This is a genomic window from Pseudomonas sp. Y5-11 (assembly GCF_022368695.1).
Taxonomy (GTDB): Bacteria; Pseudomonadota; Gammaproteobacteria; order Pseudomonadales; family Pseudomonadaceae; genus Aquipseudomonas; species Aquipseudomonas parakoreensis.
The window spans coordinates 1,832,780-1,852,285 of sequence record NZ_CP058974.1; the positions used below are offsets into that span (position 1 = coordinate 1,832,780).

Annotated in this window: 15 protein-coding genes; 7 read left to right on the forward strand and 8 right to left on the reverse strand. The window is 55.2% G+C overall.

The window, feature by feature from the left end; translation table 11 throughout:
• Nucleotides 1-157: 157 nt before the first annotated feature.
• Nucleotides 158-2,479, reverse strand: coding sequence for a TonB-dependent siderophore receptor (locus HXW87_RS08005; RefSeq protein ID WP_239778724.1), 2,322 nt, complete (start codon nucleotides 2,477-2,479; stop codon nucleotides 158-160).
• Nucleotides 2,480-2,686: 207 nt separating this feature from the next.
• On the opposite strand from HXW87_RS08005, the gene HXW87_RS08010 reads away from it, so the two are divergent.
• Both HXW87_RS08010 and HXW87_RS08015 read left to right on the forward strand, forming a co-directional pair.
• A complete protein-coding gene (locus tag HXW87_RS08010; RefSeq protein ID WP_047291212.1) occupies nucleotides 2,687-3,367 on the forward strand; it encodes a Fe2+-dependent dioxygenase in 681 nt (226 codons plus the stop codon).
• A complete protein-coding gene (locus tag HXW87_RS08015; RefSeq protein WP_131671437.1) occupies nucleotides 3,364-4,137 on the forward strand; it encodes a tetratricopeptide repeat protein in 774 nt (257 codons plus the stop codon). The genes HXW87_RS08010 and HXW87_RS08015 overlap by 4 nt, the downstream gene beginning before the upstream one ends.
• A gap of 20 nt (nucleotides 4,138-4,157) precedes the next feature.
• Here the strand turns inward: HXW87_RS08015 and HXW87_RS08020 are convergent, their stop codons facing one another.
• From HXW87_RS08020 to HXW87_RS08050, 7 genes are all read right to left on the reverse strand, one after another.
• Entirely contained in the window at nucleotides 4,158-5,159 is a 1,002-nt protein-coding gene (locus HXW87_RS08020; protein ID WP_095667507.1) for an alpha-xenorhabdolysin family binary toxin subunit B, read from the reverse strand.
• A gap of 30 nt (nucleotides 5,160-5,189) precedes the next feature.
• The gene (locus HXW87_RS08025) at nucleotides 5,190-6,263 is read right to left on the reverse strand and encodes an alpha-xenorhabdolysin family binary toxin subunit A (RefSeq protein WP_239778725.1); all 1,074 of its coding nucleotides are present in this window, start codon (nucleotides 6,261-6,263) and stop codon (nucleotides 5,190-5,192) included.
• 428 nt (nucleotides 6,264-6,691) lie between these two features.
• Entirely contained in the window at nucleotides 6,692-7,855 is a 1,164-nt protein-coding gene (locus tag HXW87_RS08030) for a type III PLP-dependent enzyme (RefSeq protein ID WP_047291221.1), read from the reverse strand.
• A gap of 650 nt (nucleotides 7,856-8,505) precedes the next feature.
• Nucleotides 8,506-9,663, reverse strand: a complete 1,158-nt coding sequence (locus HXW87_RS08035; RefSeq protein ID WP_047291222.1) for an ABC transporter ATP-binding protein — start codon at nucleotides 9,661-9,663, stop codon at nucleotides 8,506-8,508.
• Nucleotides 9,660-10,313 (reverse strand): ABC transporter permease, encoded by a 654-nt coding sequence (locus HXW87_RS08040; RefSeq protein WP_239778726.1) that lies wholly within the window; start codon nucleotides 10,311-10,313, stop codon nucleotides 9,660-9,662. Before HXW87_RS08040 ends, HXW87_RS08035 begins: the two co-directional genes overlap by 4 nt.
• A 12-nt stretch (nucleotides 10,314-10,325) precedes the next feature.
• Nucleotides 10,326-11,219, reverse strand: coding sequence for a glycine betaine ABC transporter substrate-binding protein (locus tag HXW87_RS08045; RefSeq protein WP_239778727.1), 894 nt, complete (start codon nucleotides 11,217-11,219; stop codon nucleotides 10,326-10,328).
• A 21-nt stretch (nucleotides 11,220-11,240) separates the two neighbouring features.
• On the reverse strand, nucleotides 11,241-11,930 hold the full coding sequence (locus HXW87_RS08050; RefSeq protein WP_177327907.1) for an ABC transporter permease: 690 nt from the start codon (nucleotides 11,928-11,930) through the stop codon (nucleotides 11,241-11,243).
• Between the two features lie 448 nt (nucleotides 11,931-12,378).
• On the opposite strand from HXW87_RS08050, the gene HXW87_RS08055 reads away from it, so the two are divergent.
• From HXW87_RS08055 to HXW87_RS08075, 5 genes are all read left to right on the forward strand, one after another.
• Nucleotides 12,379-13,962: a peptide chain release factor 3 gene (locus HXW87_RS08055; protein WP_007965665.1), complete on the forward strand. Its 1,584-nt coding sequence runs from the start codon at nucleotides 12,379-12,381 to the stop codon at nucleotides 13,960-13,962.
• A 487-nt stretch (nucleotides 13,963-14,449) separates the two neighbouring features.
• The gene (locus tag HXW87_RS08060) at nucleotides 14,450-15,586 is read left to right on the forward strand and encodes a hypothetical protein (protein ID WP_239778728.1); all 1,137 of its coding nucleotides are present in this window, start codon (nucleotides 14,450-14,452) and stop codon (nucleotides 15,584-15,586) included.
• A 178-nt stretch (nucleotides 15,587-15,764) separates the two neighbouring features.
• Entirely contained in the window at nucleotides 15,765-16,841 is a 1,077-nt protein-coding gene (locus tag HXW87_RS08065; RefSeq protein WP_239778729.1) for a hypothetical protein, read from the forward strand.
• A gap of 22 nt (nucleotides 16,842-16,863) precedes the next feature.
• Nucleotides 16,864-17,916, forward strand: a complete 1,053-nt coding sequence (locus tag HXW87_RS08070) for an alpha-xenorhabdolysin family binary toxin subunit B (protein ID WP_239778730.1) — start codon at nucleotides 16,864-16,866, stop codon at nucleotides 17,914-17,916.
• 313 nt (nucleotides 17,917-18,229) lie between these two features.
• Nucleotides 18,230-19,459: an MFS transporter gene (locus HXW87_RS08075; RefSeq protein ID WP_239778731.1), complete on the forward strand. Its 1,230-nt coding sequence runs from the start codon at nucleotides 18,230-18,232 to the stop codon at nucleotides 19,457-19,459.
• Nucleotides 19,460-19,506: the final 47 nt, after the last annotated feature.

The window sequence follows — 19,506 nt, forward strand, 5'->3', positions numbered from 1 at the left end:
GCACAAAGGCCCCGTTCAGTCGATGAACGGGGCCAAGCCTTGCGGCGCATACCTTGTGGGAGCGAGCCTGCTCGCGAAGGCGTCGTGTCAGTCAGCTTCTACTTGACTGACCCACCGCTTTCGCGAGCAGGCTCGCTCCCACAGGTTTCCACATCGGTCAGAAGTGGAAGTTGGTGCTCAACAATGCAGTACGGCCCGCCGCCTGGTTGGCGAAGTGGGTCGAGAAGGCTTTGTCGTAGTAGACCTCGTTGGTCAGGTTCTGCACGTTGAGTTGCAGGTCGACGTTCTTGCTCAGCTTGTAGGCGGCCATCGCGTCGTAACGGACATAGGAATCGACCATCGTGGTGTTGGCCACGCTGCCGTAGACGTCGTCGACGTAGAACGCGCCGCCACCGAGGGTCAGCTTCGGCGTGACCTGGTAAGTGGTCCACAGGCTGGCGCTGTTTTTCGGCGTGTTCGGCAACTGGTTACCGTTGTTGGCCTTGTTGGCCGGCAGGTCGCCACCGTCCACCTGTTCGCTGTCCATGTAGGCGTAGCCAGCGAACACTTGCCACTTGTCGGTGATCTTGCCGCTGGCCGACAGCTCGATACCTTGCACGCGGGTCTTGCCGGCGTTTTCGTACGAGGTGGTGTCGACTTGTACGCGAGCGTTTTCTTTCTCGGTGCGGAAGAGGTCAGCGGTCAGCGACAGGCGATCGTTCAGCAGATCCCACTTGGTACCGATTTCGTAGTTCTTGGTGGTTTCCGGCTCCATGTCGCTCTTGAGCAGGTTGCCATTGCGGTCCGGAGTGCCGCCCAGCGGGTTGCCTTCCTGCCCTTCGCCGAGGGTGTTGCCCGGAGGCGTCGCGGAGGTCGCGTAGGACGCGTAGATGCTGCCGTTTGGTGCCGGTTTGTAGACCACGCCGAACTGACCGGTGACGAATTCGCTGGTGTCATCACCTTTGGAGGTGGTGGTGCCGGCGTTGTTGTAGGTCTTGTAGTCGGTGTCGAAGTGGTCGTAACGCAGGCCCATGTTCACCAGCCACTGCTCGGACAACTCCAGGGTATCGAACGCATACAGCGCGTAGGTGTTGGCCTTGGTGTCGGTACCGGCATAGTTGCGCGAGATCGCGCCGTTCCACGGATCGTTGGGGTTCGGATTCGACAGCGAGGTGCAGTTGTAGCCGCTCGATGCGCCAATCATCGACGGGGTGCAATTGGTGGTCGCGGCGCTGGTGCGCGGCGTGGTGTCAGTGTTGACGTTGTACGAGGATTTCTGGCCTTCCTCGCGGGTGTATTCGACACCGGTCGAGAAGCTGTTCTTGAAACCGGCGACATAGAAATTGCCGAACAGATCAGTCTGATTGGTGGTGGTCTCGGTGTTGCTGACCCGCGTGTTGGCGCGGCGCCAGACGCTGCCGTTATTAACGTTGCCCTTGCTGTCGTCCGGCTGAGTCAGGATGTAATCCTGCATGCTGGTGCCGTGGCGCAGGGTGTTCTTGATGGTCAGCGAGTCGCTCAGGTCATGCTCGATGGCGAAAGTCGCGGTGTCGGTGCGGCCCTTGCGGAAGTCCCGATCCAGACCGTAGAAGTTGCTGTGATCGCCACCGGCGTACGGCTTGTCCGGGTTGGACTTGGTACGTGCCGCCGAACCACCGGCCGGAATGGTGTAAGGAATGCCTGAGTCCGGGGTGTCGTTGCTTTCCAGATGGTAGTAGTCGAGGTTGACCCGGGTGTCGGTGCCCAGACCAAACGCCAGGGACGGCGCGATACCCCAACGGTCGTAGTCGACCTTGTCGCGACCGGCGACATTGCTCTCGTGGCTCATCAGGTTCAGGCGGCCGGCAGCGGTGTCGCTGAACTGGTAGTTGCCATCCAGGGTGTAACGCTGGGTCTGGTCGGAACCCCAGGTGAAACCACCATCAAATGAGTTGCCCAGATGCGCTTTCTTGCTCACCAGGTTGATGCTGCCGCCGGCTGCGCCACGACCGCCGATGGCCGAGTTCGGGCCTTTGCTGACTTCAATGTTTTCCACAGCGAAGATTTCGCGGCTCTGCGAACCGGTGTCGCGCACGCCGTCGAGGTAGGTGTCGCCCTGAGCGTCGAAGCCACGAATGAACGGACGGTCACCCTGCGGGTTGCCGCCTTCACCGGCACCGAAGGTGATGCCCGGCACGGTGCGCAGCGCGTCCTGCATGTTCAGGGCGCCGGTGTCTTTGAGCACTTGTTGCGGGATGACGGTGACCGAGCGCGGGGTATCGACCAGCGGCGCGGTGTACTTGGGCGAGGAGGCTTTTTCGACCTGGTAGGACGTCGAGTCCTGCGCTTCGCCGGTGATGGCGGTAGCGTCCAGGGCGATGGCATTGCCGGAGGCTTTGCTGTCGGTCTTTTCTGCGGCGAAGACCATGTGGCCAGCGGAACCGGCGGTGATGGCGACACCAATGGCCGAAGCGAGCAGGCGTGGTGAACTGACCGGCAATTGTGCGTGTTGACGTGACATTTTTATTCCCCTCCCCAAGGATTTGAGGTCGCGGAATATAGGGTAAACAGGTATTCGTATCAATTGCGAAACATTGTTATTCGCGACGAATTTACATTCTTTACAATTTGACCTTACGGTTTTTACCGGTTCATCCGTCACGCGGGTTTTACACAGCCAATAAGAATCAATACCATTGGCACCCCTTTACCATCAGGTACGATCGCCATGCTGTTGCATATCCCCGGCCTGTTCGGCAAAGAAGAGGTGCAGCGCATCCGCGAGGCGCTGGAGCAGGCGGATTGGGCCGATGGCAAAATCACCGCCGGCTATCAGTCGGCCAAGGCCAAGCACAATCTGCAACTGCCGGAAGGCCATCCGCTGGCCAAGGAAATCGGTGCCGCGATGCTCGAGCGGCTGTGGAAAAATCCGCAGTTCATGTCCGCTGCGCTGCCGCACAAAGTATTCCCGCCGTTACTCAACTGCTACACGGCGGGCGGCAGTTTCGACTTTCACATCGACAACGCCGTGCGTCAGCCCAAAGGCAGCATCGAGCGGGTGCGCACCGATCTGTCGGCCACGCTGTTTTTCAGTGAGCCCGAGGATTACGACGGCGGCGAACTGGAGATTCAGGACACCTTTGGCACGCAACGGGTGAAACTGCCCGCCGGCGACATGGTGCTGTACCCCGGCACCAGCCTGCACAAGGTCAACGCCGTCAGCCGTGGCGCGCGTTATGCGTCGTTCTTCTGGACGCAGAGTCTGGTGCGCGAAGACAGCCAGCGCGCCTTGCTGTTCGAGATGGACGGGGCGATCCAGCAGCTCACTCAGGACATGCCTGATCACCCGTCGCTGATTCGCCTGACCGGCACCTATCACAACCTGCTGCGGCGCTGGGTTGACGTATGAGTTTTCAACTGCGGCGCGAGGAAGTGCTCGACGTTGCGCAGCTCAGCGCCATGCTCGAAGAAAGTCCGGCGCGTGCGGCGCAGGCGATTCTGCTCGCCGCCGGCCAGGGCATTGTTGAAGCGCAGGCGTTGCTCGGGCAGATCCTGCTCGATGGCCGTGGCATTGCTCAGGATCAAACGTTGGCACTGCGCTGGTTCGCCATCGCCGCCAGGCAAGGGCACTTGATGGCGCGCAACATGCTGGGCCGTTGTCATGAGCATGGCTGGGGATGCGTCGCGAATGCCGCGATTGCCGCGCAGCATTATCGAATCGCCGCTGACGCGGGGCTGGATTGGGCGATGTACAACCTCGCCAATCTGCTGGCGACCGGGCGCGGTGTCATGGTCGATCAGCGTCAGGCATTGGCGTTGTATCGGCGCGCCGCTGAAGCGGGTCATGCGAAGTCAATGAACCTGCTGGGACGGTATCTGGAGGAAGGGCGGGCAGGCCCGATGGATCTGCCAGCAGCACACGACTGGTATCGACGCTCCGCCGAGGGTGGGGATTTTCGCGGGCAGTTCAGTCACGCCGCGATCCTGGCGCAAGCGGGGCGAATCGAAGAGGCGCTGCAATGGCTGCGCAAGGCTTTATGGCTCGGCAATGTGAAGTTCCTGCGCGTCAGCGGCGAATCGCTGCTGGCATCCGCGCATCCGCAGATACGCGCCATGGGCGCCGAGTACCGTCAGCGTCTGGCGGCCCTTGACGCCGAGGCGCCTGCTCTCCATCAGTAATCGAGGGCAGGCGCCTTCGATCACCCGCGTAACCAGCGTCCCTGCAGCGGTATCAGGTAATTGCGCAGGGACTGGCTGTGTTCCAGCAATCGTTCGCCACGCCGCAGAACGTCTTCATTCGGCACAGCCGTGACCGCACCGAGAAACGCGGAAAACGCAGCCGTCAGTTTGCCGGCCTCACTGACATAGGTTTGCTGGTGTGGCACAACCTTCTGGGTATCTTTCAACTGGCGGGTCTTGTCGTCGTTGTCGCGCAGTTGCCTGGCCAGCGACGCCACGCGCTCCTCGCGTTGTGCAAGGCGCGTCTGGATGATCTGACGCGCCTTGATCAGATCCTTGTATTTGATCAGCTCGTTGGCTTCGTCGAGAAACTTGTTGGCGATAATCAGTCCGGCCTCCAGCGCCGCCGCCTCAGGGGTTGTCGGTTTGTTGCCGATGATCGCCTTCAGTTGTTCAAGCAATGGCTTGATTCGATCAATGAATGTCAGCTTTTCGAACTCGGCAATGGCCAGATTCAGAACGGTTTCATCGTCTTTCAATTCGGCCAGCGGGATTTTCTCGGCGTCGTACTCTTGGGTCAGACTGATTTTGGCCGCAGCCAATTCTTCAAGTCGGAAACGATTGTTGCTGATGGCGATGCTCTGCACGCCGAACACACCGTTGTGCAGTGAAGCGTGCAACCTGGTCATGTGTTCAGCGCATAGCTTGATCAGTTGCGTGACGATGTGCGAATACTGCTGGCGTGCTTTTTCAACCTGAGCACTCGGTTCACTGGCGTTGAGGCTGGCCAGTGCCTGCAGGTTTTCGTTCAGGTCGTCGGTCTCCAGCGCTGTAATTGCCGAAGTGAAGATATTCGCGGCCGTAAGATCAAGGTCGCTGACGGCGGCATTCAAAGCGATCAACTCATCGCTCAAGGCTTTGATGTACAGGTTGGCAGAGCCAACGAGCGCTTGATAACGAATTGCCTCGCGGCTTTCTTGAATACGGCCGAGGTCAGGCTGGGCGTAAATAAGGTTGGTCATGATGAATATTTCCTGAATGATTGGATGGTGTCAGTCGAATGCGTGGATGAGTTGATTCGCGTTGGCTTGAACGGTTTTCCAGTTTTTAATAACAATCTTGAAACTGGAGACAAAACTTCTGAGGGTCAGAAATTCGTGCATACCCATGACTTTATTTTGCGAAGCATTGATGTAGTCAGTAATGGAGATCCATAGCGTCTCCAGTTGCGAGGTACTCTGGATGGCTCCTTCGACATACAGCGACATGCTGTCCAGACCCGACTGGAATTCCAGAAGCGTGCCGGCCAGGATGTTGGTTTGTTTGATCTGCTCCGCGAGTTGATCTCGCTGGGCGATCAATGGGCGTAAATGGGTACTCTGCTGAAGTTCGAGCGTTTTGTAATAAACGCTCGAGCCGAGGGGGCCGCCTTGGTAAGCGGTGAAAAAACCAAGAATGTGATCAAAAAAATCCGGCGCCGTCTCGCGGGTTTTTTCCTGTATGAGTTTGTTCGCCCGATCAATCGAAACGTTCAATTCGGTCAGTTGTCGGTTGAGTTGCGCATCGCCGGCCAAACGTAGTTTTTCGCCAATATTCACGGCAACGTTGTCGTTAAGATCGGTCCTGAAATACTTCAAACGTTCGCTGACATCCAGACTGCTGAGCTGCTTCTCGCCGATCGATCTTGCAATGAACGCGAGAGATTCCTGAATGGAGCCAAATCGATTCTTTTCTGCCGTGCCGATCTCCAGTGGCGGGAGCCTGGTTATTTCTTCTTCGCTCAGCGAGTCGATGGTGCCCAGGTAATTTATGTAGCCCGGCATCGTCACGATGGCGTCGATAATTTCCTGACCAAAACTTTCCAGGTCCTCCGAAAAGGTCGAGAGACTTCCGGCCACACGCTTCATCGAATACTCGATATCGATCCACGAATTGGCATTGTTGATGATCGTATGATTAAGCTGAACAATGTCAGTAAGTTCCAGGCCGGTAATGCCGGTGTGTTTGGTTTTTAATTGGCGTTCTACATCTTCGATATTGCGTGGCAATGCTTTGGCGGCAGAGATGTAGTTCTTTATTTTTCGAATGTCGTCCTTGGTGATGAGCGGATTTGGACTGGGTTGCACTTTTTAATTCCTTGAGTGGTTGTAAGAGTCTCAAGGTTAATATTGCTTTTGCTTGTGAGTATAGGCATTGAGTGTGACTTCTTGTTGTTTATTATTTGTCGTTTTTTGAAATCTCTTGCATAAGTGGTGGATGAGTTTTGGTTGTTCGGGATGTGTGTATTTTTTAATATTTAACGGCTTGTGGGTATTTGTTTTCGTGAACTAAGTTGAATGGCAGATTATCAATAGGAGCGCTCACAGAGAAATTTGCGATTGCTAAAGGAGGAGGTTGACGACCCTGCAGACGCTGACGACGTTCGTGAAGACAGGGAGGCTGAATTGTCGGCTATTGGCAAAAAGATCCATGCGCAGTTGACCCGTATCGAGTCATGGCTGCGCCAATAAAAAAAGGCCCATGAAAACATGGGCCTTTTTTCAATCGACGTGGGTTACACGTAGAACGATTTCAGCGGCGGGAAGCCATTGAATTCGACGGCGCTGTAACTGGTGGTGTAGGCACCGGTCGACAGCCAGTACAGACGATCACCGATCGCCAGGTTCAGTGGCAGGCCGTATTTGTAGTTCTCGTACATGATGTCGGCGCTGTCGCACGTTGGACCGGCGATCACCACTTCTTCCATCTCGCCTTTCTTCTCGGTCCAGATCGGGAACTTGATTGCTTCGTCCATGGTTTCGATCAGCCCGGAGAACTTGCCCACATCGGTATAGACCCAACGCTCGACGGCGGTGCGCGATTTACGTGCGACCAGTACCACTTCGCTGACCAGAATGCCGGCGTTGGCGATCAGCGAACGGCCCGGCTCCAGAATGATTTCCGGCAGGTCATCACCGAAGTCTTCTTTCAGGAAACGGATGATTTCTTCGGCGTAGGTTTCCAGGCTGTTGGTACGGGTGATGTAGTTGGCCGGGAAGCCACCGCCCATGTTGATCAGCTTCAGGTGGATACCGTCTTCTTCCTTCAGGCGCTCGAAGATCACTTTGACCTTGGCGATCGCCGCGTCCCAGACGCTGATGTCGCGCTGCTGCGAACCGACGTGGAACGAGATGCCGTAAGGCACCAGACCGAGGTCGCGGGCGAGGATCAGCAGGTCCATGGCCATGTCGGTCTGGCAGCCGAACTTGCGCGACAGCGGCCAGTCAGCGGTGGTCGAGCCTTCGGTGAGGATGCGCACATAGACTTTCGAACCCGGCGCGGCTTTGGCGATGTTGCGCAGGTCGGCTTCGGAGTCGGTGGCGTACAGGCGCACGCCCTTCTCGAAGAAGTAGCGGATGTCCTTGGACTTCTTGATAGTGTTGCCGTAGCTGATCTGATCCGGGCTGACGCCACGGCTCAGGACTTTGTCCAGCTCATAGATGGAGGCGATATCAAAGCTCGAGCCTTTCTCTTTGAGCAGGTCGATGATCTCGACAGCCGGGTTGGCCTTGACCGCGTAGTAGACCTTGGCGAATTCGAAACCGGCGCGCAGGTCATCGTAGGCCTGGGCGATCATCGCGGTGTCGATCACCACGAACGGGGTTTCCTGTTTGTCGGCGAACGCCTTCATTTTCTGAAAGGTTTCGCGCGCGAAATAGTCTTCGACCTGGATCGACATGCTGGAGTGCTCCTATGGGCAAACGGGTAAAAACATGGGTGTAAATGAACGTCCTCCGTATCCCCACTTTGGTTCGCCTACTTCCCAAGGCATGTCGCCGAAAGCAAAAAGGCCACGGGCGTAACTGCCCTTGGCCTTGCTGTCTCGTCGTCAGTACTTGAGCCGGATGGATCGTTTCCAGCATGGACGTTCGGCGCGAACTTTAGGGCGTGAGGGGCCTGAGATCAACTAAAAATGTCGCGTTTTTGCACGCTTCTGACGTACGTCGCGGATATCACTCTTTGTAGCCGACCGAGATGACGGACAGATGTTCCCCACCAATTTTCATGTGTTAAAAATACCTGCACGTTCGCCGCTTTTGTCAGCTAACTCAAGGGCAAGTACGTTAGGCGCAACATCGGCGACGTTGGCGGCGAGAGGTGGGTGTGAGGGGGATTTTGATAAATATGGCGGGTGCTTTAGGAGTGCCAGAGCTCACCTCGGTGTTGATATTCTTTTCCAGTCTTTGAATACACAAAAAAACTGTGGCGAGGGAGCTTGCTCCCGCGGGACTGCGAAGCAGTCCCCGCTTTTTTAAAAGCAGGGCCGCTTCGCGACCCAGCGGGAGCAAGCTCCCTCGCCACAGGGTAGATATTCGACCTTTTAATTGATCAGGCGACCACGGCCTCAGCCGGCGAAACGATATTGGTCTTCATGCCCCGCGAACGTCCCGAGCTCAGGTAAGCCGCAATCGACTCCTGCGTCACCTCGCCAAGGAACACCCGCTCGGCATCCATCACCGGCAGCCACGAACGATTGAACTCGTACATGCGCGACAACAGGATGCGCAGGTGCTCGTCGTACGCTGCAGTGGCGTTGAACTCACGGAGGAATTGCGCGCAGGTGCCGGTCTGGCGATGCAGGTCGCGGCGTCGCACATAACCCAGCGCCTTGTTCTCGGCACAGGTGACCACCACGTAGCGGCGGTCGTGTTCGTCCATCAACTCCAGCGCATCGGCCACCGGGGTTTCCGGACTGACCGACGGGGCGTTGTCCGCCGCGTCTTCCGCCTTCACCAGCAGCAGACGCTTGAGGGTGCTGTCCTGGCCGACGAAGTTGCTGACGAAGTCGTCTGCCGGGTGCGCGAGCAGGGTGTCCGGGTGATCGATCTGCAGCAGCTTGCCGGCGCGGAAGATCGCGATCTTGTCACCGAGTTTGATCGCTTCGTCGATGTCGTGGCTGACCATGATCACGGTCTTGTTCAGCGCGCGTTGCATCTCGAAAAACTCGTTCTGGATCATCTCGCGGTTGATCGGGTCGACCGCGCCGAACGGCTCGTCCATCAGCAACAGTGGCGCATCGGCCGCCAGCGCACGGATCACACCGATGCGCTGTTGCTGACCACCGGACAGTTCACGCGGGTAGCGATGCAGATACTGCTTGGGTTCCAGCTTGATCATGCTCATCAATTCGCGGGCGCGGTCGTGGCATTTCTGTTTGTCCCAGCCGAGCAGTTTCGGCACCACGACGATGTTCTCTTCGATGGTCATGTTCGGGAACAGACCGATCTGCTGGATCACGTAGCCGATGTTGCGGCGCAAGGTCACTTCGTCGAGGTCGGTGGTGTCTTCGCCGTTGATCAGGATCTTGCCCGAAGTCGGTTTGATCAGACGGTTGATCATTTTCAGCGTGGTGCTTTTGCCGCAACCCGATGGCCCGAGGAACACACAGATCTCGCCTTCATTGACGGTCAGGCTCACCGAGTCCACGGCTTTGACATCTTTGCCGTTGCTCTGGAAGGTCTTGCTGAGGTTTTGAAGTTCGATCATTTGAGGAGTCCTTTTGGAGTCAGCGTACGTTGCAGCCACTGCAGGAGAAGGTCGGCGAAGATCGCCAGAAGACTGACCAGCAGCGCGCCGACGATCAGCATCGACATGTCGCTGCGGCTGATGGAGGCGAGGATCAGCACACCGAGGCCTCCGGCGCCGATGGTCGCGGCGATGGTCATCACGCCGATGTTCATTACCACCGCAGTGCGCACGCCGGCGAGAATCACCGGCACCGCAATCGGCAGCTCGACCATGCGCAGGCGCTGGCCGAAGGTCATGCCGATGCCGCGCGCGGCTTCACGAATGCCCGGTTCGACGCCGGTCAGGGCGAGGTAGGTGTTGCGCATGATCGGCAGCAGCGAATAGAGGAACACCGCAGTGATCGCCGGCATCGGCCCCAGGCCCTGGCCGAATTTGGAATAGAACGGCAGCAGCAGGCCGAACAGCGCAATCGACGGCACGGTCAGCAACACTGTGGCGCTGGCTTGCAAGGGAGCTGCGAGTGTCGGGAAGCGCGTCATCAGAATGCCCAGCGGCACGCCGATGAGAATCGCCAATGTCACCGCGATGCCGACCAGGGTGATGTGCTGCCAGGTCAGGTGCATCACCTGCTGCCAGTCGAGGTGGGAAAAGGCGTTCAGAAATTCCATGACTTTTCCTCCTTAGTTGAGTGGATGCTGGCGCAGGAAATCGGCGGCCACTTTCGATGGGCTTTCGTGATCGACGTCGACCCGCGCGTTGAGCTGGCGCATGGTTTCGTCGTCGAACAGTTGCGCCAGCGGCTTGAGTTGCTCGGCCAGTTGCGGGTGCGCGTCGAGGTAGGCCTGGCGCACCACCGGCGCGGCGGTGTAGTCGGGGAAGTAGTGCTTGTCGTCTTCCAGCAGTTTCAGGCCGAACGCATTCAGGCGGCCGTCGGTGGTGTAGACCAGACCGGCAAACACCTGGCCATTGCGCAGCGCGGTGTAGACCAGCCCCGCGTCCATCTGCCGGATGTTCTTGCGGGTCAGGTTCATGTCGTAGAGCTTGACCATACCGTCCAGACCGTCGGAGCGGTTGGCGAACTCGGTGTCCAGCGCCACCAGGTGATTGGTCCGGACTTCATCGCGCAGCACCTTGTTCAGGTCGCTGATGGTGTTGATCTGCGGATACTCCTCGGCGACTTTTTTCGGCAGGGCGAGGGCGTAGGTGTTGCTGAATTTCGACGGGGTCAGCCAGACCAGGCCTTTTTTCGCATCGAGTTCTTTGACCCGGGCGTAGGACTGTTCGCTGTCGAGTTTCTCGGTGACATGGTTGTAGGCCACCAGCGACACGCCGGTGTATTCCCAGAGCATGTCCAGCTGACCGCTTTCATGGGCGCTGCGGGCGAGGTTGCTGCCCAGACCGCCGGTGATCTGCGCGTCGTAGCCTTTGCTGCGCAGGTATTGCGCGGTGATTTCCGCGAGCAGGGTCTGCTCGGTGAACACCCGGGCGCCGAGGCGAATAACCGGTTTGTCGGCGGCTTGGGCCAGTCCTGCAAACAGCAGGAAGCAGCTCAAGATCAAGCTAAATCGTTTCATAACTATTCCTTCGCAAAAGCCTTAAGACGGGCGCAGACCGCGTTCCAGCCAGAGACGGCTGGCGAGGGTGACGACGCCATCGAGCAGCAGGGCCAGCAGCGCGGTACACGCAGCGCCGAGCAGCAGTTGCGGCTGATTGTTCAGGGCAATGCCAGGGAAGATCAGGCTGCCGAGGCTGTTGGCGCCGATCAGGAAGGCCAGCGGCGCGGTGCCGACGTTGATCGCCAGCGCCACGCGCACGCCACCGATGATGATCGGCACGGCGTTAGGCAATTCGACTTTCCACAGCACCTGGCGCGGGGTCATGCCGATGCCGACGGCGGCTTCTTTGAGCGACCCCTGAACGTTTTTCAGGCCTTCGTAGGTGTTGCGCACAATTGGCAACAGAGAAGCGAGGAACAAAGCGAAGATCGCCGGACCACTGCCGATGCCGAGAATCCCCAGGGCAATCGCCAGTACGGCCAGCGGAGGCACGGTGTTGCCGATATTGAAGATTTGCATGAAGCGTTCAGCGCGGCCGACCATGCTCGGGCGGCTGAGAAAGATACCGGCGGGGATGCCCACGACAAGGGCGGCCAGCATTGAAGCGAGGACGAGAATCAGATGAGCTTGCAGGTAAAACAACAAATCGTCGCGGTAGTGTTCGATCGTGTTGATGCCGATCCAGTGAACCAGCAGGGCCAGGAGCGCGATCACCACCGCACCTCCCATCAGCCCTTTGCCATAGCGGATAGCCACAGGCGGACTCCTTTTTTTGTAGTCGGCGAGCGCAGCTCCGTGTGGCAAGGCCATTCCTGGCTGCCGAAGTCAGCGTTCGCGAAAAGTAGCCGTTTTTCAGGACCGGCAAAGCGATCTGAAAGCGAGCCATGAGCGCAGCCTCGTCAGGCTAACTTGCTGATTTTTCAGCCCCTGACGAAATGTCGTAACAGGGGATGGACGTCTCCGTGCTTTAAAAGGTTCCCACGTTAGACACTGTTTGGCCACCTGTAGGAGCTGCCGAAGGCTGCGATCTTTTGATTTTGTTCTTGAGAGCAAGATCAAAAGATCGCAGCCTTCGGCAGCTCCTGCAGGGTTTTGCGCGACCGAGGGGCGGTGGTTCGGCGGTTACTTTTTAAGCTATACTCGCCGCCCTTTTTGAATCACCGCCAGGCGATTTCCCATGACCAACCAGGCCGCCGAAGTCGCGAAACGCCGCACTTTCGCCATTATTTCCCACCCCGATGCCGGTAAAACCACGATCACCGAAAAGCTCCTGTTGATGGGCAAGGCGATTGCAGTGGCCGGCACGGTGAAATCCCGTAAATCCGACCGCCATGCGACATCCGACTGGATGGAGATGGAGAAGCAGCGGGGTATTTCCATTACCACGTCGGTCATGCAGTTCCCGTATCGCGAACACATGATCAACCTGCTCGACACCCCGGGCCACGAAGACTTCTCCGAAGACACCTACCGCACCCTGACCGCAGTCGACTCGGCGCTGATGGTGCTCGACGGCGGTAAAGGTGTCGAGCCACGGACCATCGCCCTGATGGACGTCTGCCGTCTGCGTGACACGCCGATCGTCAGCTTCATCAACAAACTCGACCGTGACATACGCGACCCGATCGAACTGCTCGACGAAATCGAAGCCGTCCTCAAGATCAAGGCAGCGCCGATCACCTGGCCGATCGGCTGCTACCGCGACTTCAAGGGCGTGTACCACCTGGCCGACGACTACATCATTGTCTATACCGCCGGTCACGGTCACGAACGCACTGAAACCAAGATCATCGAGAAACTCGACTCCGACGAGGCGCGTGCGCATCTGGGCGACGAGTACGAGCGCTTCCTCGAACAGCTGGAACTGGTGCAGGGCGCCTGCCACGAGTTCAACCAGCAGGAGTTCCTCGACGGTCAACTGACTCCGGTGTTCTTCGGTACCGCACTGGGCAACTTCGGGGTCGACCACGTACTTGACGCCGTTGTGGACTGGGCGCCGCGTCCGCTGGCCCGTGTCGCCAACGAGCGCACCGTCGAGCCGGTGGAAGAGAAGTTCTCGGGCTTCATCTTCAAGATCCAGGCGAACATGGACCCGAAACACCGCGACCGTATCGCTTTCATGCGTATCTGCTCCGGCAAGTACGAGAAAGGCATGAAGATGCGCCATGTGCGTACCGGCAAGGACGTGCGCATCGGCGACGCCCTGACGTTCTTCTCTTCCGAGCGTGAACAGCTGGAAGAGGCGTACGCCGGCGACATCATCGGTCTGCACAACCACGGCACGATCCAGATCGGCGACACCTTCAGCGAAGGCGAAGTCCTCGGTTTCACCGGCATCCCGCACTTTGCCCCGGAGCTGTTCCGTCGTGTGCGTCTGCGTGATCCGCTGAAGTCCAAGCAATTGCGTCAGGGTCTGCAGCAGTTGGCTGAAGAGGGCGCGACTCAGGTGTTCTTCCCGGAGCGCAGTAACGACATCATTCTTGGCGCCGTCGGTGTGCTGCAGTTTGATGTGGTCGCCAGTCGTTTGAAGGAGGAATACAAGGTCGAGTGCTCGTATGAGCCGATCACTGTTTACTCCGCGCGCTGGATTGAATGCAGCGACAAGAAGAAGCTTGAGGAGTTTTCCAACAAGGCGGTGGAGAACCTCGCGCTGGATGGCGGTGGGCACCTGACCTACCTGGCGCCGACGCGGGTTAACCTGGCGTTGATGGAAGAGCGTTGGCCGGATGTGAAATTCCGTGCGACGCGTGAGCATCACTAGTACACATGGCTCCTTTGTACTGACGCACTCCAATAGATCAAACCCGTAAGGCAAGTGCCTTGCGGGTTAATGAAATGGTCACCTCCAACACCCTGCGAAGGTTACGCTTTCGCAGGGTGTTTTGTTTTCAAATGCCCTCATCATGAGCGAGTCTGCATTACCCGGTATTGATGCCGGCAAACACAGTTCCCACCTCCATGGTCAAGATGCGTCAGGCCATGAGGCATTCCGAAACACGTTTTCATGAGCACGGCTGATGCAGCTTTTCGGCATTTTGCCGAGCTGTGTTGTGGTGTGGAGTCGCGTGCCGGGGTCGCATGTTGTTGCTCGTCAGTTAATTGCAATAAGCCATATGACGAAGCTGATTTCTCTACAGTTCGTTAAGCCCACGTCAAGGGCTGCAGAAATGATTTACTCCGTGCTGATACAAATTACCGTCCATCGGAAAATCATGTCTACCTGTCATAAATGACAGTGGCAGCTGCAGGTGTTTGAGTATATATATTTTTCTGTAGAGTTTATTTCTTATATTGACGATATGGGCGCGACCATGAATTTGATCAGAGTTCCATCATTTGAAAAGAAAGAGGTTTTTGAAAATAGCGAAGCTGCTATCAAGAGGTTAAGAAGCATTCCAAAAAATACTTCTGAGTTATTGGAGGTCTATGGCGCGAATGCGTTGGATGGAATCTCACCTGAAACCAGAGGTGATATTTTACGATTGTTCGATGGAGTTAGAGGGGTGGCGGCTCTGTGGCTATCTTTGAATCGCCATACATTGGATGTTACCCGGCGTATCCCTGAGTTCGCCGATGCTTTGGAAATATGGGGGAACTCCGTTATTGCTGTCATCAAGGGGCTTAAAGGTTCTGATGGCTATCATCGCATTGATGATCTTACAGAAGAGCAGATTTCACTTTTTGATACTGGTCTGCTAAGTGATGAGAATCGTGATCAGTTTAGATCAATGGCGGGAACAGTCGAGTATCTGAAGGAAAGTATTGTTGCTTCGAAGTATATGGTCGATAACATCAATTTAGAGATTCGAATGCTCAGGGATGACATGGACAGAAACGTTCAGCCTGTACTTGATCGCTTGCTGGGTGGTCGAGATAAACAATCGCTGGAGCGATTTGCTGAGTTGGAAAAAGCCAAGAGTAAATACTCGAGTGAAACTGACAAGATTCTGGAGGAGGAGTCTAAAAGCTTGTGGGAAAGTGCTGCGCGCCATCGAGATGAGTTGTCTCATACTTATTTTGAAGTTCTCGAGAAAATTAATTCTGCGCTCGAGATAATTAAGAACAGTAGACTTGCTGGGTACGAGGCTTATATTAAAGAGCAAAATCTGGTCAGCGGTGGGCTTGAGGTGGTTTGGAGGAATTGCTTTGGATTATATGCGGATTTGAATTATTTGAGTGGGCATGTTTCTGGGTTCGGCAGTCAAATAAAAGCGGTTGAAGCTTTGTGGCTGGATTCGCTTGCGTTTATTGAGTCTTCAGAAACAAAAATGTCCTCCATTACAGATAATCGAAGTCTCAGAGTTTTTGTTGTTGATGTTAAGGGCGTGATGAGTGATTGGCGAACTGTCAAGGCGGATGCCCAGGCCGTTTTGGGTTACTTCTAGCATGTCGCCTAGATGGTTTTTATGTTTTGGCGTAAGGTTTATTCTATCGATTTTATAGTTGATGGATGAAAGTCTCGCGTGCTGACAGGTGTTTTTAAATTTAATAATGAGGCTGCCTACAGCGTTGATAGTCTGGTATTTAGGAGCTTTAAATTATTTTTTGATAAAGGAGTATTTTATGTCAGACGTTATCGGCTACGGCCCGCTTCACTCAAAAATCACCACTGACGATATTCAAAAAATTAAAGCTTACGTCAGAGAAGGACTTGCGCTACCACAAAGCTCAGCGCAAATAAACCAGAAATTCAACTGTGATTACTTTACCGAGGAGAAGGAAGGGATTACCACCGAGCTAATTGAAATCATGTTTAAACTGATTTTCACCAACGTTTCAAAATGGAGCGACATTGAGAGAAACATGCTGGAGGTTGCAAGCCGCCTGAGTGCATTCTCTGATGATCTTAATTTGTATGCAGGCGCTGCAATTGAGTCTATTAAAGAAATGGCCGGGTATAGCGACTACCTTCTTAAGATCAAGGACCTGACTCCGCAACAGCGAGATAATTTCAGCATGCCAGTGGCGGATGAAGACAGTATCGAGCGCTATGGTGATGTTGGTGATTTTATCGCGTCCATTATCAAGTCTATTGAGGAAAAGAGAAGGAAAGCTTCGGCTGTGAAAATGGCGCTCACGTCCTATGGTGATGAACTGCAGGGTATTGAACAGTCACTGGGTGGGCGAATTAATGGAATAATGAAAGTCAACTCGACTGCGAGGCTCAGAGAAATATCAGCAAAACTCATTGAAGTGAATGACAGGATTCATGATCTGAGAGAAAGATCCACTATGTCATGGTGGGGGTGGATAGTTTTCGGGGGGCCATTAGGGGCAGCATTAATTAAAGCGAATAGAGATGAACTTGTTACCAAGGCCATTGATGTCAATAGACGGATTGAGAAGGAATTGTTGGCTGAGCAAATAACGATTAACAGGGTGATGGGTGATCTCAAGTCTCTTCACTCGGATCTGTATAGCTTGCTAATCTATACAAGAGGTGCGATTGAAGGAGTGACGCAAATTGAAACGCTTTGGGTGGCGACCTTGATGGAAATTAATGAATCAAAAAACACCTTGGCGCAGCCCAGGGAGTGGAAATTTCTTCATTCGTTCGTAGTGAAAATGGAGAGTGTGTTGGCGAGGTGGGCAAGCATAAAGAAAAATGTTGATGACCTTAAAAAGGCTTTTTCAGCTTGAAAAGTTTTTAGGGAGTACGGAAATGACTGTTGAATGGGTTGACTTGTACTTTCCTGCACTTTTGAAGTTTCGGGTGCTTTCCGGGAATTATGCAAATGTTGTGTTTTCTGATTTTTATATTCCGGCTCTAAAGGAAGAGTTGGTCAGGTTGAATCGGGAGTGTCTTATTACCGATAAGTTGTTTAATGTCTCGTTGGCCAATATTCAAGCGCTGCTAGGTGCCTCGGAAGTTAATGGGTATCTGGTAGGACTAAAGAAGGTTCTTTCTGAGTCAAATGATCAAGAATCTGTAGCTGATTTAACCAAGGAACTCAGAGGAAGTGTCGGTCATATTAAATCTGAGTTTGCCAAAGTGCTGGATGGCCTTTCATTTCAGATAAATGGTCTGGCGACGTTGAAGATTAGTGAGAATGACCTGGAGTATATGTCTCTTGAAAAAAGACGACGCGATTTGATTGAAAAGCTTCCTGAGGATAAGGAGGCGCTGACCCGGCTGAAAGACAAACGGGATGAGCTTGTTAGGGCGATATTGGAGTTTGAGTCTAAAACATTCCTCGATAAAATGTCCCCCATAGCGCAAATTCTCAAGGATAATCTGGAAACCGTCTTGGATGATGGAGGTGGCTTGATAAGCAAGTCAGGTGGCAAAGCGGTTATGACGCCGATGGCATCAAAAGCAGCCATTAAAACGGGAATGGAGGTCGCTGGCGCGGTTCTCAATATTGTCAACGAGCAAATCAAGTATGAGCAGTTGTTGATTGCACGGGATCGGCTGGGAGCCGAGATCAATATTCGTCAAACCCAGATGTCGGTTCAGGAAAAAGAAATCGATGAGATTGATGAAAAACGCGCCCAACTATCGGCATTGAGAGAAATTGTTGAGCCGCGCAGAAACTATGTCACAGAGGCGAGAAAAGTGCTGGCAATGCTTGTCGCTTATTTTGATGAGGTGCTTAGTCAAGATGTTGGCGAGTTGAATGATCTTATTGGGTGTGTGGAGAAATTTGTTGAAAGCAGCCCTAAGCTATTAAGGCACATAAATAAGCTGCAGTTTTATTGGTTGCGTGCAGAATAGGCGTCACTATAACTAAAAGTAGGCTGCTTTCATCTTGGGTTTCAAATTCGTAGGGTGGGAGTTGGATTGGTGCAAAGTATCCAAATGCCCCATTGCGAAGCATGGGGCTTTTTATTTTTGTTCATTGAATGGCCCCGAGCCGATTACCGGGTAAGGTTTTTCTGTAGGCCTTTTCTCATGTTTCCGTAGCTTGACTCTAATTTTCCGATATCGGCGTTTTTACTCGCGACAACGAATTCGTTGAGGTCTAGGGTACAGGGGGCATTTCGCAAACCGCGACTTTCCACGAGCAGGAGCACAGGGAACACATGGCATGACTGGTCGGCTCATTCATCTGTTTCGGCTAGATGGCTACTTCTGTCCAATGGCTTGGATGCTTGCCGCGTTGCTTTTCATCAATCGATTAAGCGCCATGGTCAAGTTGTTCATGGCGCTGTATCTGCGCCAGGAGCTGGGGCTGGCGATCGAGACGGTGGGCTGGCTGTTGTCGGCTTACGGAGCCGGGTTGTTGATTGGTTCGATGCTCGGTGGGTTGCTCAGTGATCATGTGCGGACGGCGCGGCTGACCGCCGCGTTGTTCTTTGTTTCCATGTGGGTGTTGATCCTGTTGGGGCTGGTGACGCAGGTGGCGTTGCTGGCCGTGTTGCTGTTGCTCAGTGGTGCCGTCGACGGGGCGATTAGAACGCTGCATCAGCGGCTGATCATGGAGTATTGCGAGCCTGCGCAGCGCTCCCGTGCTCAAGCCTTGAGCCGGGTGGCGCGAAACCTTGGTATGGCGGCTGCCGGGGTGGCCGGCGGGGTGTTGGCGCAGACGGATTTCCGTTGGGTGTTTTTTGTCAGTGCGGCGATGACGCTGCTCGCGTTGCTGTGGTTTGTGCGCACCACCTGGCGCCGCGTGGTACTCAAGCCCGATGAGGTGACCGAAGCTGGCACTGGTACACCGTTGCGCGACGCGGCATTCCTCTGGCTGCTCGGCGCGGCCGTGTTGCTGGGGATGGCCTTCGACACGGTTTACAGCACGCTGGGCAACTATCTGCGCGATTACTACCACTTGAGCACCGAGGCCATCGGCTGGCAGTTCGGGCTTAACGCGATGCTGGTGGTGGCGCTGCAGATCCCGCTTACGCACTGGGGCGAGCGCTGGGGCTTGCGTCGGCAATTGCTCGCGGGTTGTGTGTTGTTGGCGGTCGGGTTGGGGATGTTGCCGTTTGGCTCCGGGTTGCTTTACGTGTGTCTGTCGACGGTGATCTGGACCTTGGGTGAAGCTTTTTTCATGCCGCCGCTGAATGTGCTGGTCATGCGGCACGCGCAAGGCGGCAAAAGCGGCCAGTATTTTGGTCTGTTTTTCATGAGCTGGAGCGCCAGTGCATTGTTGTCGCCGGTGTTGAGTGGTCAGCTGTATGGGCACTTCGGCGGCCACAGTGTATGGCTTGCGAGCGCGACACTGGCGTTGTTGACCTTGCCGCTGATCTGCCTGGCGACGCGCTCGTCGACCCAGGCCAAAGCGCTGGCCACCAGCGAACGCACGGCCTCGCTTAGCTGATTCGGTTATAGCGGTTATTCACAAGTGATCTCTCGTACCGGGGCATT

Excerpts from the sequence above, each read along its gene's own strand:
- HXW87_RS08050 (WP_177327907.1), bottom strand. The coding sequence starts at position 11,930 with ATGGGAGGTGCGGTGGTGATCGCGCTCCTGGCCCTGCTGGTTCACTGG.
- HXW87_RS08015 (WP_131671437.1), top strand. The coding sequence starts at position 3,364 with ATGAGTTTTCAACTGCGGCGCGAGGAAGTGCTCGACGTTGCGCAGCTC.
- HXW87_RS08010 (WP_047291212.1), top strand. The coding sequence starts at position 2,687 with ATGCTGTTGCATATCCCCGGCCTGTTCGGCAAAGAAGAGGTGCAGCGC.
- HXW87_RS08070 (WP_239778730.1), top strand. The coding sequence starts at position 16,864 with ATGACTGTTGAATGGGTTGACTTGTACTTTCCTGCACTTTTGAAGTTT.
- HXW87_RS08040 (WP_239778726.1), bottom strand. The coding sequence starts at position 10,313 with ATGGAATTTCTGAACGCCTTTTCCCACCTCGACTGGCAGCAGGTGATG.
- HXW87_RS08030 (WP_047291221.1), bottom strand. The coding sequence starts at position 7,855 with ATGTCGATCCAGGTCGAAGACTATTTCGCGCGCGAAACCTTTCAGAAA.
- HXW87_RS08005 (WP_239778724.1), bottom strand. The coding sequence starts at position 2,479 with ATGTCACGTCAACACGCACAATTGCCGGTCAGTTCACCACGCCTGCTC.
- HXW87_RS08065 (WP_239778729.1), top strand. The coding sequence starts at position 15,765 with ATGTCAGACGTTATCGGCTACGGCCCGCTTCACTCAAAAATCACCACT.
- HXW87_RS08045 (WP_239778727.1), bottom strand. The coding sequence starts at position 11,219 with ATGAAACGATTTAGCTTGATCTTGAGCTGCTTCCTGCTGTTTGCAGGA.
- HXW87_RS08055 (WP_007965665.1), top strand. The coding sequence starts at position 12,379 with ATGACCAACCAGGCCGCCGAAGTCGCGAAACGCCGCACTTTCGCCATT.
- HXW87_RS08020 (WP_095667507.1), bottom strand. The coding sequence starts at position 5,159 with ATGACCAACCTTATTTACGCCCAGCCTGACCTCGGCCGTATTCAAGAA.
- HXW87_RS08035 (WP_047291222.1), bottom strand. The coding sequence starts at position 9,663 with ATGATCGAACTTCAAAACCTCAGCAAGACCTTCCAGAGCAACGGCAAA.
- HXW87_RS08075 (WP_239778731.1), top strand. The coding sequence starts at position 18,230 with ATGACTGGTCGGCTCATTCATCTGTTTCGGCTAGATGGCTACTTCTGT.